Annotated in this window: 14 protein-coding genes; 3 read left to right on the forward strand and 11 right to left on the reverse strand. The window is 64.5% G+C overall.

The genetic code is table 11. The annotated features are described in order from the left end of the window. The first annotated feature begins 280 nt into the window (after window positions 1-280). The 3 genes from FJ978_RS22680 to FJ978_RS22690 are packed head-to-tail and all read left to right on the forward strand — an operon-like array spanning window position 281 to window position 2,508. Window positions 281-1,087, forward strand: coding sequence for a transporter substrate-binding domain-containing protein (locus tag FJ978_RS22680; protein WP_140574161.1), 807 nt, complete (start codon window positions 281-283; stop codon window positions 1,085-1,087). A 59-nt stretch (window positions 1,088-1,146) separates the two neighbouring features. Next, entirely contained in the window at window positions 1,147-1,812 is a 666-nt protein-coding gene (locus tag FJ978_RS22685) for an amino acid ABC transporter permease (protein ID WP_140574163.1), read from the forward strand. A 3-nt stretch (window positions 1,813-1,815) separates the two neighbouring features. Next, entirely contained in the window at window positions 1,816-2,508 is a 693-nt protein-coding gene (locus FJ978_RS22690; RefSeq protein ID WP_140574165.1) for an amino acid ABC transporter permease, read from the forward strand. Between the two features lie 4 nt (window positions 2,509-2,512). Here FJ978_RS22690 and FJ978_RS22695 read toward each other — a convergent pair whose 3' ends face one another. The 11 genes from FJ978_RS22695 to FJ978_RS22745 all read right to left on the reverse strand — a co-directional run bounded on the left by FJ978_RS22695 (window position 2,513) and on the right by FJ978_RS22745 (window position 15,964). Beyond that, complete coding sequence (locus FJ978_RS22695; RefSeq protein ID WP_140574167.1) at window positions 2,513-3,394, reverse strand: SMP-30/gluconolactonase/LRE family protein; 882 nt, start codon at window positions 3,392-3,394, stop codon at window positions 2,513-2,515. Window positions 3,395-3,396: 2 nt separating this feature from the next. Further along, the gene (locus tag FJ978_RS22700) at window positions 3,397-4,365 is read right to left on the reverse strand and encodes an ABC transporter permease (RefSeq protein ID WP_140574169.1); all 969 of its coding nucleotides are present in this window, start codon (window positions 4,363-4,365) and stop codon (window positions 3,397-3,399) included. Beyond that, the gene (locus FJ978_RS22705; RefSeq protein WP_140574171.1) at window positions 4,362-5,384 is read right to left on the reverse strand and encodes an ABC transporter permease; all 1,023 of its coding nucleotides are present in this window, start codon (window positions 5,382-5,384) and stop codon (window positions 4,362-4,364) included. Before FJ978_RS22705 ends, FJ978_RS22700 begins: the two co-directional genes overlap by 4 nt. 3 nt (window positions 5,385-5,387) lie before the next feature. After that, window positions 5,388-6,890, reverse strand: a complete 1,503-nt coding sequence (locus FJ978_RS22710; RefSeq protein WP_246678182.1) for a sugar ABC transporter ATP-binding protein — start codon at window positions 6,888-6,890, stop codon at window positions 5,388-5,390. A gap of 67 nt (window positions 6,891-6,957) precedes the next feature. Next, the gene (locus tag FJ978_RS22715; RefSeq protein ID WP_013891740.1) at window positions 6,958-8,025 is read right to left on the reverse strand and encodes a substrate-binding domain-containing protein; all 1,068 of its coding nucleotides are present in this window, start codon (window positions 8,023-8,025) and stop codon (window positions 6,958-6,960) included. Window positions 8,026-8,178: 153 nt separating this feature from the next. Beyond that, a complete protein-coding gene (locus FJ978_RS22720; protein WP_140574175.1) occupies window positions 8,179-9,240 on the reverse strand; it encodes a sugar ABC transporter substrate-binding protein in 1,062 nt (353 codons plus the stop codon). A 318-nt stretch (window positions 9,241-9,558) separates the two neighbouring features. Beyond that, entirely contained in the window at window positions 9,559-10,323 is a 765-nt protein-coding gene (locus tag FJ978_RS22725; protein WP_140574177.1) for a GntR family transcriptional regulator, read from the reverse strand. Window positions 10,324-10,461: 138 nt separating this feature from the next. Continuing rightward, window positions 10,462-11,190 (reverse strand): E3 binding domain-containing protein, encoded by a 729-nt coding sequence (locus FJ978_RS22730; protein ID WP_140574179.1) that lies wholly within the window; start codon window positions 11,188-11,190, stop codon window positions 10,462-10,464. Beyond that, window positions 11,187-12,197, reverse strand: coding sequence for a C-terminal binding protein (locus FJ978_RS22735; protein WP_140574181.1), 1,011 nt, complete (start codon window positions 12,195-12,197; stop codon window positions 11,187-11,189). Before FJ978_RS22735 ends, FJ978_RS22730 begins: the two co-directional genes overlap by 4 nt. A gap of 18 nt (window positions 12,198-12,215) precedes the next feature. Continuing rightward, window positions 12,216-14,612, reverse strand: a complete 2,397-nt coding sequence (locus FJ978_RS22740) for a thiamine pyrophosphate-dependent enzyme (RefSeq protein ID WP_140574183.1) — start codon at window positions 14,610-14,612, stop codon at window positions 12,216-12,218. A gap of 131 nt (window positions 14,613-14,743) precedes the next feature. Continuing rightward, entirely contained in the window at window positions 14,744-15,964 is a 1,221-nt protein-coding gene (locus FJ978_RS22745) for a mandelate racemase/muconate lactonizing enzyme family protein (protein ID WP_013891746.1), read from the reverse strand. Window positions 15,965-16,055: the final 91 nt, after the last annotated feature.

Raw genomic sequence — 16,055 nt, forward strand, 5'->3', positions numbered from 1 at the left:
CAACATTGCTGACGGCCGTGCAGACCTTCCTATAGGCTCATGAGCGGTTGACTGGACGTATCAGTACGATGCAGTATGGTACCGTTACCATGTATCGGGCTGAAGCGCTCATGGACAGGTCTTAAATATTATAATAGCATACCATTATATTTGCGGAGGAGTGCTGCGCCCCGATTTTGCAAGGGGATGTCAGCGAGCAAAAATTTACGTCGTCGCGCGGCCTGCGCCCCGCGCGAGCGATGCCGACACGAGGCGCTCAAAAAATGCATGGGAGGAAAACATGCGGACTTTCCTGGGAGGGGCCGGCGCCTTGCTGGCCGGCTTTGTGCTGGCGCTTTTGGCGCTGCCGTCGATCGCTTCGGCGCAGTCGGTCGAGGATATCATCTCGCGCGGCAAGCTGGTCGTCGCCATCGACACCACGACGCCGCCCTACGGCTTTCTCGACGCCAATCTGAAGCCGACCGGCTTCGACATCGAGGTCGCCAACAAGATGGGCGAAGCGCTCGGCGTGCCCGTCGAATTCGTCACCGTCACCTCGCCCGGCCGCATCCCGGCGCTGCTGACCAAGCAGGTCGACGCGGTGATATCGATCTTCTCGATCACCCCGGCACGGGCCATCCAGATCGACTATTCGATCCCCTATGCCGGACAGTCGGCGGTGGTGATCGCGCCGAAGAGCACCAGCATCCAGGGCGTCGCCGACCTGGTCGGCAAGAAGGTCGGCCTGACGCGCGGCACCGGCGAGGACGGGCTGCTGACCAAGGCCGCCGAGACCAATCCGGGCATCGAGATCCTGCGCTTCGACGACTATTCCTCGCTGCTGCAGGCGATGGTATCGGGCCAGATCGACGCCATGGGCGGCGGCGACTATGGCGAGATCTATCTGAAGAAGGCGCAGAACGGCGACGCGTTCGAACAGAAATACGTGCTGAAGACCTTCTACTTCGGCATCGGCGTCGCCAAGGGCAACGACAATCTGCGGCAGTGGATCAACACCTGGCTGTTCGCCATGAAGACCGACGGCACGCTGGATGCGCTGTCGATGAAGTACCGCAACCAGCCGCTGCCGGTGCTGCCGGTTTTCTGATCGCACTTCCATGAAGCCGCGGGGCCTTTCTGGGCCCCGCTTTTCGTGACGGGATGCCCATGCAAACCGCCCTGCAATTCGGCCCGATCCTTGTCCATCTCGACCTCTTGCTGCGCGGCCTGGAGAAGACCATCCAGCTGGCGGCGCTGTCGATCCTGTTCGGCACCGCCATCGGTATCCTCGGCGCCGTCGGCCGCAGCTTCGGGCCGCGCTTTCTGTCTTGGACGATCGCCGCCTATCTCGAACTGATCCGCAACACGCCGCTCCTGATCCAGCTCTATTTCGTGTTCTTCTCGCTGCCGCTGTTCGGCTTCAAGCTGTCGAGCAACATGGCGGCCGTCGTCGCGCTGTCGATCCACCTCGGCGCCTATGCGACCGAGATCCTGCGCGCCGGCATCGAAGCCATCCCGGAGGGACAGATCGAGGCGGCAAAATCGCTTGGCCTCGGCCGCTACCGCATCATCCGCCATGTCGTGCTGGTGCCTGCGGCGCGCGCGGTCTACCCGTCGCTGTCGGCGCAGTTCATCCTGCAGATCATGGGCACCTCGATCGTCGGCGCGATCGCGGCGGAAGAGCTGACGGCGGTCGCCAACAATCTGGTCATGCAGACCTTCAGGAGCTTCGAGGTCTACATCGTCATCGCCATCATCTATTTCGTGCTGGTGCAGGCCGCCAGCCTGCTCTTCGCCGGCATCGGCAAACTCATGTTCCGCTGGAAGGCCTGAGCGATGAGCCTGCGCGACTTCGGCCCCAACGAACTGATGTTCCTGCTGCTCGCGACACGCTGGACGATCCTGCTGGCGCTGATTGCCTTTGCCGGCGGCGGCATGATCGGCCTCATCGTGGCCGCGATCCGGGTGGCGCCGGCCCGGCAATTGCGTTGGCTGGCCACCGGCTACATCCAGTTCTTCATGGGCACGCCGATCCTGATCCAGCTGTTCATGGCCTATTACGGGTCTTCGTTCCTCGGCTATCGACCGGACCCGTGGGTGGCGGCCGCCGTGACGTTCTCGCTCAATGGCGGCGCCTTCTTCGGCGAGATCTTCCGCGGCGCCATCGAGGCGATCCCCAAGGGGCAATGGGAAGCGGCCACCGCGCTCGGCTTCCGTTTCGTCAGGACGCTGCGGCTGGTGATCATTCCGCAAGCGGTGCGGCTGATGCTGCCGCCGACCGTCGGCTTCATGGTGCAGATCGTCAAGACGACATCGATCGCGTCGCTGATCGGGCTGACCGAGCTTGCCCGCGCCGCCACGCAGGTCAACACCGTGACTTTCCAGCCGGTGATGGTGTTCGGCACGGTGTCGATCATCTACTTCGCGCTGTGCTGGCCGCTGTCGCTCTATGCCGGCTATCTCGAGCGTCGTTTCGCTACCGGAATGGTCCGGAAGGTAGAGACGCCGCTGGTCATGTCGGCCGTTTAACCGGTCAGCCCTTGAACGCCGGCAAGGCCAGGCCCTTGACGCCGACATCGAGCGCGAACAGTCCGCCCGGATTCTTCTGGCCGACGAAATGACCGGCCGGGCGCCTGAGCACCGCCGAAGTGACATAGAGGATGTCGAGATCCTTGCCGCCGAATTCGCAGCAGGTCGGCAGGTCGGTCGGCAGCAGCACGGTCTGCATCAGGCGGCCGTCCGGGTCGTAGCGGCAGACCTTGCCGGTAACCGGGATGGTGACCCAGTAGCAGCCCTCGGCGTCGACCGTCGCGCCATCGGCGACGCCGCCGGTCACCGTCATGTCAATGAAGGTGCGGCGGTTTTCGATGTCGCCGGTGGCCGGGTCGAAATCATAGGCCCAGACCGCGCCGGCGTGGCTGTCGGAGAAATACATGGTTTTCGAATCCGGGCTCCAGGCCAGCCCGTTGGAGCAACCGATGCCGTCGATCATCTTGTGGACGGAAAGGTTGGGATCGAGCCTATAGAGCGCGCCGATGAATTCGATCGGCTTGCCCGGCACCTCGAACATGGTGCCCGACCAGAAGCGGCCCTGGCGGTCCGGCTTGCCGTCGTTGAAGCGGGTCTTCGGCATATGCGCTTCCGGATCGACGATCGCCTCGAATTTGCCGGTGACGGGATCGAAGAAATGGAAGCCGTCGGTCATGGTCAGCACCAGGCCGCCCTTCTCGCGCAGGCCGAGGCAACCGAGATATTCCGGTGTCTCGAAGACCTCGTCCTTGCCGGTCGCCGGATCGTAGCGATGGATCAGCTTCTTCCAGATGTCGATCCACCAGAGAACACCGGCCTTGGGATCCCAGAGCGTGCCTTCGCCCAGTTCGGCGCCGGCATCGACGACACAGATGATTTCGACCATGGTCAGCCCTCTTTTCCGCGCAGCTTGTCGCCGAGGCCGGCGAAGGTTTCGCTGCCGATCGACACGGTGAGCAGGATCACCGCGCCATAGACGATGAGCAGCGCGCCACTCGACAGGTTCAGCGCCGGCAAAAGACCGGTGAGGATGGTCAGCACCATGGCGCCGGCGACGGTGCCGAGATAATGGCCGCTGCCGCCGAGGATCGAGGCGCCGCCGATGGCGACCGCGGCGATCGAGGTGAACAGATAGGCGTCGCCCATGCCGAGATAGGCCTGGCCGGAATAGCCGGTCAAAAGCATGCCGGCGAAGGCTGCCGTGAGGCCGGAGATGACATAGGTCAGGATGGTGGTGCGCGCCGTCGGCACGCCGGAGAATTCGGCCACCGTGGCGCTGGTGCCGAGCGCATAGAGATGGCGGCCAAAGGCGGCCTTGGAGAGCAGCAGCGTCGCCACCAGCGTCAGCCCGAGCCAGATCAGCGCGATGACCGGGAAGCCGCCGAGGCGGCCGACCGACAGGAACTGGATCAAGGCCGGCGCCGAAGGGGTGGGCGAGCCGCCGGTCAGCACAAGGATCAGGCCTTGCAGGATGACGTTGGTGGCCAAGGTCATGATGATCGGCGGCACGCCGAACTGAGCGACGCCGACGCCGTTGATCAGCCCGATGAAGGCGCCGCCGGCGAGCAGCAGCGGCATCACCCAGACCAGCGGCAGGTCCTGGCCGCCGCACAACAGCGCCATGACGATGGCGGCCGAATTCAGCACCCACGGCACCGACAGGTCAATGCCGCCGCCGATGATGACGAAGGTCTGGCCGAACGCGACGATGCCGACGAAGGCCGCCAGCACCACGGTCGAGCGCATATTGGAAACCGACAGGAATCCCGGCGAAAACAGCGCCGTGACCAGGAGCAGCACGACCATGCCGGCATAGGCAAGCACGATGAGGCGGTTGCGGGCGAGGAAGGCGCTCATTGGACACGGTTCCTTGCGGCCTTCTCGGCGACGGAACTGGCCAGCACCGAGAGCAGCAGGATGACGCCGGAAACGACCGGCTGCCAGTAGCTCGACACATGCAGGACGAAGACGAGATTGCCGATCAGCGTCAGCACGAAGGCGCCGATCAGCGTGCCGGCGAGATGGCCACGGCCGCCGAACAGGCTGACGCCGCCGATGACCGCCGCCGCCACCGAAGGCAGGATATAGTCCTTGCCGATGGTCGGCGAACCGGCACCGGTCTGCGTCACCAGAAACAGCGCCGCGCCGGCCGCGAACAGGCCTGAGAGACCATAGGTGACGAGGTTGACGCGGGTGATCGAAACACCCGACAGGAAGGCCGATTTTTCGTTGGAGCCGGTCGCCTGGATGGCTATGCCGACACGCGTCGCGCGGAACCACCACCAGAACACGAGCAACGCCAGCAGCATCCAGACCGGACTGTTCAGGCTGAACATCTGTGCCGAGGCGAAGCCGACCCACCAGGAAGGAACGCTGCCGCCATCGGTCGGCAGGATGATCATGGCGACGCCGTTGAGGATCGACCAGGTGGCGAGGGTGACGAGGAAGGGCTGCAGTTTGAGCACCGAGATCAGCAGACCGTTGAGCGCGCCGACCGCGAAGCCGAGCGCCAGGATGATCAACGCCCAAAGTGCGGTGGTCGACGGATCGTCGGTGAAGCGCGTTGCGGCGATCACCGTGCCGAGGCTGATCATGCCGCCGATCGACAGGTCGATGCCGCCACGTACCAGCACGATGGTCTGGCCGGTCGCCGCCAGCACCAGCGTCATCGCCGCCGCCGTGTCGAGGTTGATCTCATCCAGCGTGAAGACACCGGACTGCAGGCTGCCATAGACCGCAACGATCAACGCCAGCATCAGGCAGGCGACCAGGAACGGCGCGCGGTCGAGTGCGCGGCCGCGCCAGTCGATGGCTGGTGTGCCTGATTTCATCTTGGCCGGCATCTGCGCCATTTCAACAGCTTGCTCCACGGACATGCCTCAAGCCGCCTCGCTTTCAAGCATGGCGGCGCGCAAGATGCCCGCCTCCGAGATACGGTCGCCTTCGAGCGTCGCGGCGATGCGGCCATTGCGCATGACCAGCACGCGGTCGGCGACATGGACGAGTTCCGGCATATCGCTGGAATGGAACAGGATCGCGTAGCCTTTGGCGGCGAGGTCGCGCATCAGCTGAAAAATCTCGCCCTTGGTGCCGACATCGACACCGCGCGTCGGATCGTAGAGCAACAGCACGCGCGCCTCGGTCAACAGCATCTTGCCGAAGATCACCTTCTGCTGGTTGCCGCCCGACAGCGTGCCGGCGAGCTGTTCCGGCGTCCCGGCCTTGATGCGCAGGAAATCGACCATCTCCTTGACCAGCGCCGCCTCCTTTTGCCGGCTCAGCAAGCCGTGTTCGGTGAAGCGCTTGATGACCGACAAAGTCAGGTTCTCGCGAACGCTTTTGGTCAGGAGCAGGCCCTGCCCGCGCCGGTCTTCCGGCACCAGGGCTATGCCATCCTTGCCGATCAGCGCCTGGCGCGGATTGCCGATCGAAACCGGCTTGCCCCAAAGTTCGATCGCGCCGCTGGCCCTGGTGGCGCCGAACAGCGCCTGGAACAGTTCGCGCTGGCCGTGGCCCTGCAGGCCGCCTACGCCGAGCACCTCGCCTTCGCGCAGCGCGAAGTCGACGCCGGAGAGCCGGCTGCCGCTGGAAAACCCATTGACCCTGAGTGCGACGCGATCGGTCGCCGTGGCTACTCGCTCGGGATAGAGCCGGTCGAGGTGCCGGCCGATCATCTGGGTGACGATCTCGTTGTCGGAGACGGCATTGGCCTCATGCGCGGCGACCGTACTGCCATTGCGGAAGATGGTCAGCCGGTCGGCGATGGCACGCACTTCCGCCATGCGGTGCGAGATGAAGATGACCAGCCGCCCTTCAGCCGCCAATTGCCGGGTAAGCTTGAGCAGCCATTCGGCTTCGCGCGCGGGCAGTGCCGAGGTCGCTTCGTCGAGGATCAGGATGCGCGGATCCTTGGCCAGGCCCTTGGCGATCTCGACGACCTGCCGTTCGGCCAATGTCAGCCGCCGCAATTCCCGATCGGGGCGCAGTGGCGGGAAATTGTACTTTTCGAGCAGCGCCAGCGTCTTGCGGCGCATCTCCGCGCGGTTGACGGTGCGCAGCAACGTTCGCGGTTCGTGGCGGAACCAGATGTTCTGCTCGACGCTGAGATCGGGGATCAGCGACAGTTCCTGGAAGACGGCGGCGATGCCGCGCGCCTGGGCCGCATCCGGATTGGCCGGGCGATAATCCTGCCCGTCGACCAGGATCGAGCCGCCATCGTGACGCACGGCCCCCGACAGGATCTGGATGAAGGTGCTCTTGCCGGCGCCATTCTCGCCGAGCAGCGCATGCACCTCGCCGGCGCGGGCACTGAATGTCGCCTCGCTCAGTGCGACGATGCCGCCATAGCGTTTGGACAGGCCTTTGACGGTGACAAGGTCCATGAATGCGCTTTCGAAAAGCTCTCCCGACATCTTGCGATGCCGGGAGACAGGGTCGTGGTTCCCGATGTTACTTGCTGCCGGCGGCTTCCGCTGCCGTGATCTCGACCCAGTCGGGCGTGATCGGCAGCGTCAGGCCGGGCGCCTGGTCGGGGAAGGCATTTTCGCCGACCGCGATCTTGATCATCTTGGTGCCCGGATAGAGCTTGGACTCGAAGGGATCGGTGGTGACGAAGTCACCCTTGACCGAAACGGAACGCTCGGCGGGCTTCTTGCCGGTGTCGAGGATGTCGACCGCCAGCTTGATCGCTTCGGAAGAGAGATAAGCGGGGTTGGAGCCGAGGATGCACTTGGCGCCTTGCGTCTGCGCGCAGGTGACGGCCGCGACATTGTAGGAGAAGCCGACGACCGGCACGATCGGCCGCCCGGCGTCCTTGAGCGCCTGGATGGCGCCCGAGCCATAGCCTTGCGTCATGATGCCGTCGATCTGCGGATTGGCGGCAAGCAGAGCCGCGACACCGGATTGTTCCGGACCGAGCGCGTAGTTGCCATTGTAGTAGCCGACGACCTTGATGTCGGGATATTTGGCCAGCACCTTCTCATAGCCTTGCTGAAGCTGCGCCGAGATCGGCGCGCCGGCAAGGCCACGGTCGAGGATGATGTTGCCCTTGCCGCCAAGCTGCGTGGCCATCCACTCGGCCATCACCGAAGGGATGCGGTCCCAGTCGGAGGCGACGGCGAACGCACAGGGCTCGGTCACCACCTGGTCGAAAGAGATGACGACGATGCCGGCATCACAGGCCTTCTTGATGGTCGGGTTGAGCGCCGAATCCGAACCGGCATCGACGAGGATGGCGTCCGGCTTCTGGCGGATGATGTTGTTCAGCGAGTTGATCTGCGCCTGGACGGTGTTCTCGACATTCTCGATCTTGAGGTCGACGCGGCCTTTCAGCGGCCCCTTGTTCACCGACACCGTGGCGACACGCTCCATCTGCTGGCGCCAGTCATTGCCGACGAAATTGTTCGAGAGATAGATGGTGTAGGGCTTCTTGTCCTCGGCATGGCTCGGCGCTGTGCCCACCGCGATTGCGGACATGGCAAGAGCTGCCAATCCACCGCAAACTGTCTTCAGTTTCATGGTCTCTCCTCCTTGGTGTTTCCTGCATCAGCCGGTGACGGACTTCGCCATCTTTGTGGGTGCTGCACGCAAATTGATACCGGTACCAATGCGCCTTGTCAATTTAAGCCAAGGCGCATCGGGGCGGCCCTCGCCGCGATTTGCGGACGTCGCTCATTTCGAGCCGGCGGCCTCGGCAGGGGTAATCTCAACCCAGTCCGGGCTGGCCGGAAGAAACAGACCGGGAGCCATGTCCGGAAAGGCATTCGTGCCGACCTCTATCTTCTGCATGGCCGCATCGGGATAAAGTTCCGACGGAACCGGATCGGTGGTGAGGAAGGCATTGCGCAGCAGGATCTTCTTCTGCGCCGGCTTCTTGCCGTCGAGTATCTCGACTGCAAGCTTCAAGGCCTCGGCCGACAGATAGGCGGGGTTGGGTGCAAGGATGCACTGGGCGCCTTTCGTCTGGGCACAGGTCGTCGTCGTCAGGTTGAAGGGGCTGCCGGTGATGGGGACGATCGGACGACCGGCATCCTGCAGCGCCTTGATTGCTCCGGCGCCGTAACCCTGAACGAAGATCGCGTCGACTTGCGGGTGGGCCGCCAGCAGGCTGGCGACGCCGGCTTGTTCCGGCCCGAGCGCATAGTCGCCATTGAAATAGCCGACCACCTCGATGCCGGGAGATTTCTTGATGACTTCCTCGAACCCACCCTGCAGCTGGGCGGAGATCGGAGCGCCGGCAAGTCCGCGGTCGACCAGGATCTTGCCCTTGCCGCCGAGCTTCTTGACCAGCCACTCGGCCTCCACGCGCGGCGCCCGGCCCCAGTCGGACTCCATCGTATAAGCGCATGGCGCGCTGACGATCTGATCGAAGGCGATGACCACGATGCCTGCCTTGCAGGCCTTCTCGATCGTTGGGTTAAGCGCCTCACCGGAGCCCGCATCGATCACGATGGCGTCGGGCTTGTTGCGGATGATGTTGTTGAGGGAATTGATCTGTGCCTGGACCGTGGTCTCGACCACCTCGACCTTGAGGTCGACCCGGCCGGCAAGCGGCGGTTTCTTCACCGCGACGTCGGCGCTGCGCAGCATCTGCTGGCGCCAATCATTGCCGACGAAATTGTTCGAGAGATAAATGGTGTATGGCTTCTTGTCCTGTGCATTGGCCGGCACGGTGTCGACCGACAGCAACGTCGCGATCACCGCAAGGCCGGCGAAAAATACGCCCGCTTTCATGACTTTCTCCTCCCGTGTTTGTTGTCAGCCGCGCGAACGCCGCCGCCGCATCTAGCGGCTTCGAGGCACAGCCCCCTTATGGACAGACTTTGTTGTTGTGCATGCCGTTACCCCAGAACCGCCGCGCATCTTGGGTGACATGCACCAGTCGAGTGACATGTACCGGGCAAATGCTCAGCGTCGGAACTGGCTTTGCGCCCACGTGCGAGCGTGGTCCTCCGCGCAGCCTTCATCCTAGCTATGATGCTATTATAATTTTATAAGGCTGTCCATGACCGAGGCCAGGAAATATCGGCGCGCCAATGCCGCCGATCTGGTTCAAGACAGATCGTTGGGCGCGTCGTAGGTGATGCTGAAAATATCGGCTGGATGGCGGGCGACGGAGAATTCGATGCTGCGCTGGTCCGCCGACTGATAGAGCATCTCCACCGTCAGCACCGGGCTGCCGAGAGCAATGCCGAGGTCGCCGGCAACCGTCTCGTCGGCGATTTCGGCGCGCACCGTGACATGCGCCACGTCGAGCCGCAGACCGAGATGCTTCTGCACCGAACGGAAGATCAGCACGTCGGAAAAATCCTCGCGCTTCATGCGCGCGCCGATGTCGGGCGGGAAATAGGTGGTGATCTGCGCCTTCCTCTGTTCGCCGATCGACAGCACGCTGCGCAGGCAATAGCCGGCCTCGTCCTTGGCCATGCCGAAATGGCGCTGGAGCACGGGGGAGACTTCCTTGCGGTAGGACTTCACCGTCAGCTCGGCGTCCTTGGTGAAGGCCGCCATGTCGGCGAAATTCTTGAACTTCCAGCTCAGATTGACCGAGGGGCTGCGCGCCGCGACCACGGCGGGCTTGGCCGAGCGCTTCCTGATCAGGCCGTCGGCCTCTAGATCGCGCAAGGCCTGGCGAACGGTGATCAGGCTGACGCCGAAATGCTCGGCGATGGTTGCTTCCTTCGGCAATTCGCCGCCGACGGGAAAGGTGCCGTTGCCGATCGGCTCGCGCAATATGTCGGCGAGCTGGCGGTAAAGCGGGCCGTTGGCGCGGCCGAGCGTGCGCCTGGGAAGACTGTCGATGGTGGGATGATCCATGTGCCTCGTCGCGCCTGTGTCGAAGCTTTTATAATAGCTTCCTTCGCAAGAGGCTATCGCATGTCGCCCAAAAGTGGATCCGGTCTTGGGATAACGACATGCCTAAACCAAAAATCAAGGCCGGCGATCACCAACCGCTCAGACGAAGAGCCGAAGTGGGTTTTCGATCGCCGATTTCAGGGCCGAAAGCCATGCGGACGCGATCACCTCATCGACGTTGTTCGCATCGGCCGTCAGCAGGCATTCGGCCTGGCCGCCTGCGCTGTTGAGCGAGACCGTCAGGCGCATGGCGCGGCCGGGCAGGAGCGGCATCATCACCGGCCTGATGTCGCTGGCCGGCAGCAGCCGCAGCGACAGCATCGCCGGTTTGTCAGCGTCGTCATGATTGTCGGCCAACGCCGCCAGCCGCAAGGCGCGAAGCGATGTCAGTGACATTTCCGGGCTTGCCGCGAACACGGCTTGTCGGCTCGTCAGTTCCAACGCCACGGCCACGTCGGCGCCTTTGACGATTTCAGGAGCCTCCGCGAATGCACGACCGGCAGCGCGCAGCAGCAGGTCGTCGATATCGAATACAGTTCCTGAATTCGCCAGCGCGGCTAGCAGGTCTCTCAAGCCCTCCAGTGCGATCGAGGTAGCAAAGGCGGCGATGCGGGACGCGCCAATGGAGGGCGCTGCCGCCGGGGCCACGACATCGGGGAAATTGACGGGCACGGCAAGCGGGACGAAACCGATGACATCGGCGGCCAGGATGCGGCCGCCCGGGCCGCTGCCGCGAAGCGTTTCGAGCGGCAGCGCGCGCTCGCGCGCCAGGCGGCGGGCGTAGGGGGAGACAGCCAGCCGCGGGGCCTGCGCCGCCGCCATGTTCATTTCAGATACTCGGCATTGACGCAGTTGGTCAGCCTGCCCTCGGCGAGATAGGCGTGCACGACCTCGATCGATTTCAGCCTGAGGTCGCGCATCGATGCCGGGCTGTAGAAGGCGGCGTGCGGAGTGACGATCAGCCGATTGGCGATCCACGGCTCGCGTCGCCGCCATGCCGCCAGCAGCGGATGGTCGAGGTCTCCAGGCTCGTTCGGCAACACGTCGAGCCCGGCGCCGGCAATGGTGCCCTTGCGCATCGCGGCTTCGAGCGCGTCGAGGTCGACGATCGGGCCGCGCGCGGTGTTGACCAGCACAAGGCCGGGCCTGGCGGCGGCGAAAGCGGCCGCGCCGAGCAGCTTGCGGGTTTCCTCGCTCAGCGGCGCGTGGACGCTGACGACATCCGACCGTCCCAACAATTCACCAAGCGAATGAACGCGTTCATAGCCGGTCGACAGGTCGACGCCGGAGAGCAGATGCGGATCGTAAAACACCACCTTCATGTCGAAGGCGGCGGCGCGGCGTGCGGTCGCCAATCCGATGCGGCCGAGCCCGACAATGCCGAAAGTGGCGTCCTTGTGCCGGCGCACCAGCGGCGCCCTAGAGAAATGCCAGCCTATGGCGCCATGGCCGGAAAGCTCCGCGCCATAGGCGGAGGTGCCACGCGTCAGCGCCAGCATCAGGCCGATGGCATGGTCGGCGACTTCCGTGGTGCCATAGTCCGGAACATTACAGGCCGGGATCTTGCGCGCGCCCCAGCCCGCCGTGTCGATATTGTCGAAGCCGACACCGGAGCGCACCGCTATTCTCGCCTTGGGAAAGGACGTCGGTGCGGCGGCGACATTGTGGGTGGGCGAATAGTTGATGACGGCGTCGACCGCCTCACAGACGGCCGGATCGAGCTCGGCGGCCTTGTCGTTGGTCGAGCGGGCGAGGATGAACTCGATGTCGGGATAGTGCTCGCGCTCGAGTTCGGCCTCGTCGGCGGCTTGCCAGTTGGCGCACAGGATCTTCATGCCAGTCTCTCTCAGATATTATTTCTTGATGCCGCCGATGCGGCCGCCCATCGGCACGACGGCGCCGACCGGCTGATCGATTGCGCTCAGCGTGCCGCTGACCGGCGCCTCGATCTCGACCACCGCCTTGTCGGTTTCGATCTCGGCGATCAGTTCGCCCTCGTTCACCGCGTCACCGACCGCCTTCAGCCATTTTATGACCGTGCCTTCGCTAACGGTGAGATCGCCGAACGGCATCGTGATCGGCTCGTCGTCGCCCGCGGCTGGAGCGGCAACCGCTGGTGCGGCGGGTTGCAGCTTGACCGCGGCAGGAACCGGATTGGCCGGCGCAGCACTTTTCAGGCCGACCGTGTACCAATGGTCCGGCACCGGCGGCTTGCCAGCGATGACGTCGCGCACGCCCTGGACGATGCGTGCGGCGTCGACCAGCATGGCGCGCTCCAGCACAGGCGCGAAAGGGTGCGAGGTCGGCGCGGTGTGCAGCCTGCCGGGCGGGGCGTCGAGTTCATCGAAGGCGAGCTCATTGATGGCCTGGGCGATCTCTCCGCCCAGGCCGCACATCGCCCAGGCTTCGTCGACGATGAGCAGGCGGTGGGTTTTCCTCACGCTGGCAACGATCGTGTCGATGTCGAGCGGCATGATGGTGCGCGGGTCGATCACCTCGGCCTCGATGCCTTCGGCTGCCAGCGCTTCCGCAGCCTCCAGCGCGCGCTGCACCATCTGGCCAGCGGCAACGATGGTGATGTCGGTTCCCGCCCTTGCGATCCGCGCGACGCCGAACGGCACATAATGTTCGCCCGTGGGCACCTCGCCCTTGGAGGCGAACAGCGCCTTGGGCTCGAGCATGATGACCGGATCGCCGGCCCGCAGCGCCGTCTTCATCAGCCCCTTGGCATCGGCCGGGGTCGAGGGCACGCAGACGATGAGCCCCGGCATATGGGCGAAGACCGGATGGTAGATGCCGCTGTGGTGCGGGCCGGAACTGCGCAGCGCGCCGGCGCCGACGCGCACCACCATCGGCGCGCTCATCCGGCCGCTGGTCATGTAGCGCAGCTTTGCCGCCTGCAGGAAAATCTGCCCGGCGGTCTCGAACGCGAAGTCGGCGAACATCAGGTCCGAGACGGTGCGCGCGCCGGTGGCAGAGGCGCCGACGGCGGCAGCGGTGAAGCCCTGTTCGGAGATCGGCGTGTCGACCATGCGCTCGGCGCCGAACTCCTGCCAGAGATTCTTGGTGTGGGCGAAGCTGCCGCCGCGCTCGCCGGTGCCCTCGCCGAAATAGAGGATCGCCGGGTTGGCCCGCATCTCCTCGGCAATGCCGTCGCGCACCGCTTCCAACCAGCCTTGCGTGCGCGTCTCACCGAGGGTGCGTAGCTGCAGCGCGGCTGGCGGATTGATCGGATCGGCGAAGACGTGCAGGCGCACCGATGCCGGATCGGGCTCGGGTGAATTGCGGGCGAAAGCCAGCGCCTCATCGACCACCTTCTCGATCCGCGACTCTATCGCCGCGAGCGCTTCGGCATCGGCGATACCGTAATCCTCGACCAGCTTCTTTCGGAACATGTCGATCGGATCGCGCTTGATCCAGGCATCGAGTTCCTCCTGCGTGCGGTAGGTGCCGATGACCGGATCGCCCTCGTGGTGACCGACGGTGCGGTAGGTCTTGGCCTCGATCAGCGTCGGCCCCTTGCCGGAACGGGCGCGCTCGGTGGCTTCCTTCATCGCCAGCCAGACGGCGAAGACGTCGTTGCCGTCCACCGCCACGCCGGGCATGCCATAGGACGCCGCTTTGGTGGCAATCTCGGGATTGAGTGTGATCGATTTCAGCGGCGTCGCGGTGGCGTAGAGGTTGTTCTCGCAGATGAAGACGGCCGGCGCGCGCTGCACGGCGGCGAAATTGAGCGCCTCGTGGAACCCGCCATGGTTGGCGGCGCCGTCGCCGAAGAAGGCGACGCCGATGTCGTCGCGGCCCTGCTGGCGCGCGCTCATGCCGATGCCGACGGCATGGCCGATGCCGGCGGCGACGATGCCGTTGGTGCCGAACAGGCCGACCGAGCGGTCGTAGAGATGCATGGTGCCGCCACGGCCGCCGCAGATGCCGTCGGCCTTGCCGAACAGCTCGGCCATCACCCGGCCCGGATTGGCGCCCTTGGCCAGAGCGTGGCCATGGCCGCGATGGGTCGATGTCACCCAGTCGGTCGGCCGCAGATGGGCGCAGACGCCGACGCCCGTTGCCTCCTCGCCGATATAGAGATGCAGGAAGCCAGGTGTTTCGCCCTTGCGGCAAGCGATCTGGGCGATGCTTTCGAAGCGGCGCAGCAGCACCATGCGCTCGAACAGGTCGAGCAGGACCTGCCTGTCGGGCAGGTTTGGAGCGCTCTTGAAATCGTCGCGCGCCCGCGCCGCGGAAATTGCCACCGAAGCCTCCCTGAATCCGTCTGGCGCCAAGCGGCAGAGCGCCGGCGGCGAGCTTGTTGGCCGCTCGCTTCGGCGCATCATAGATTATAATAGCATAATGTCTACTGGCTCTGAGAAGAGCAATGCGACGGCTAAATTTTGGTGATGCGCACCGTGGCGTCGGGCCGCTGGAACAGCTCCGGCCGCAGGCTGAGGCCCAGCCCAGGACCTTCGAGCGGCGCGACATGGCCATCCTTGACCTGCGGAATGTCGGCGACGATTTCGGTGTACCAGCCGGTGAAATAGGCGCGCACCGCTTCCTGGTAGTTGACGTTCGGCAAGGTCGCCGACAGCGCGCAGCTGGCGGCATAGACGATCGGCCCGGTGCAGTCGTGCAAGGTGACGGGCAATTCGCTGGCCTCCGCCATGTTGGCGATCTTGCGCGCTTCCGAAAGCCCGCCGCACCAGGCGAGGTCGATCATGATCACCGAAGCGGCGCGCTTGGCGATCAACTGCTTGAACATCTGCCGCGAGGCCAGCCGCTCGCTGGCGGCGATCGGTATCGACGTATGGCGGGCAAGCTCGGCCATGGCGTCGAGCTCGTTGTAGCGGACCGGCTCCTCCAGCCAGGCGACGTCATAAGATTTCAGCGCCTCGGCAATGCGCAGCACCGGCGGCAAGGTCCACAGGCCATGCAGCTCGACCATGATCTCCATGTCGCGACCGACGGCGTCGCGGATCTTGCCGAACGGCTCCAGCGCCTTGTCGAGGTCGGCAAGCGAGATGCGGGTGCCGTTCGATGCCTCGGCGGCGATGTCGAACGGCCAGATCTTCATGGCGCCGATGCCTTCCGACTTCAGGCTTTTGGCGAGGTCGCCGGCATTGTAGCGCCAGGCAAGCAGATCCTCATACGGGCCTTCGTTCGAATCGCCTGCCTTGAGCGACCAGTCCTCGCCGCGCTCGAACAGCGCGTTCTTCTTGGTGGCGCGGACATGCTTGTAGCCGGCGCAAGTGTTGTAGATCGGCACGCTTTGCTGGGTGCGCCCGCCGAGCAGGCGCCAGACCGGCTCGCCGAGCGCCTGGCCGTAGATGTCCCACAGTGCGATGTTGACGGCGGAATTGCCGCGCACCTCGGCGCCGGAATCGCGCGCGCCGACATAGACGCTACCGAGCGTGCGGTCATGCAGCTCGATGTCGCGGGGATCCCTGCCCAGCAGGTAGGCGGCGACATTGTCATGGACATAGGAAGCGACCGGCCCCGGTGCCCAGAAGGTCTCGCCGGTGCCGACGATGCCGGCATCGGTGTGAACGCGCAGCCAGAACAGGAACGGAAACTCCGCCAGCTGCAGCGTTTCGAGCGCGACGATCTTCATTTCTTCCTCCCGGCTGCGGCGATCACTTGGCCAACTGACAATAGCACATCGTCGTTGACAGCCATTTATGGTACCGGTATCAATCGCGTCA

This window comes from Mesorhizobium sp. B1-1-7 (assembly GCF_006442705.1).
Taxonomy (GTDB): domain Bacteria; phylum Pseudomonadota; class Alphaproteobacteria; order Rhizobiales; family Rhizobiaceae; genus Mesorhizobium; species Mesorhizobium opportunistum.

Coding starts and splice junctions, on each gene's coding strand:
- FJ978_RS22720 (WP_140574175.1), bottom strand. CDS start 9,240: ATGAAAGCGGGCGTATTTTTCGCCGGCCTTGCGGTGATCGCGACGTTG.
- FJ978_RS22695 (WP_140574167.1), bottom strand. CDS start 3,394: ATGGTCGAAATCATCTGTGTCGTCGATGCCGGCGCCGAACTGGGCGAA.
- FJ978_RS22735 (WP_140574181.1), bottom strand. CDS start 12,197: ATGAAGATCCTGTGCGCCAACTGGCAAGCCGCCGACGAGGCCGAACTC.
- FJ978_RS22715 (WP_013891740.1), bottom strand. CDS start 8,025: ATGAAACTGAAGACAGTTTGCGGTGGATTGGCAGCTCTTGCCATGTCC.
- FJ978_RS22725 (WP_140574177.1), bottom strand. CDS start 10,323: ATGGATCATCCCACCATCGACAGTCTTCCCAGGCGCACGCTCGGCCGC.
- FJ978_RS22710 (WP_246678182.1), bottom strand. CDS start 6,890: ATGGACCTTGTCACCGTCAAAGGCCTGTCCAAACGCTATGGCGGCATC.
- FJ978_RS22690 (WP_140574165.1), top strand. CDS start 1,816: ATGAGCCTGCGCGACTTCGGCCCCAACGAACTGATGTTCCTGCTGCTC.
- FJ978_RS22705 (WP_140574171.1), bottom strand. CDS start 5,384: ATGTCCGTGGAGCAAGCTGTTGAAATGGCGCAGATGCCGGCCAAGATG.
- FJ978_RS22745 (WP_013891746.1), bottom strand. CDS start 15,964: ATGAAGATCGTCGCGCTCGAAACGCTGCAGCTGGCGGAGTTTCCGTTC.
- FJ978_RS22700 (WP_140574169.1), bottom strand. CDS start 4,365: ATGAGCGCCTTCCTCGCCCGCAACCGCCTCATCGTGCTTGCCTATGCC.
- FJ978_RS22730 (WP_140574179.1), bottom strand. CDS start 11,190: ATGAACATGGCGGCGGCGCAGGCCCCGCGGCTGGCTGTCTCCCCCTAC.
- FJ978_RS22685 (WP_140574163.1), top strand. CDS start 1,147: ATGCAAACCGCCCTGCAATTCGGCCCGATCCTTGTCCATCTCGACCTC.
- FJ978_RS22680 (WP_140574161.1), top strand. CDS start 281: ATGCGGACTTTCCTGGGAGGGGCCGGCGCCTTGCTGGCCGGCTTTGTG.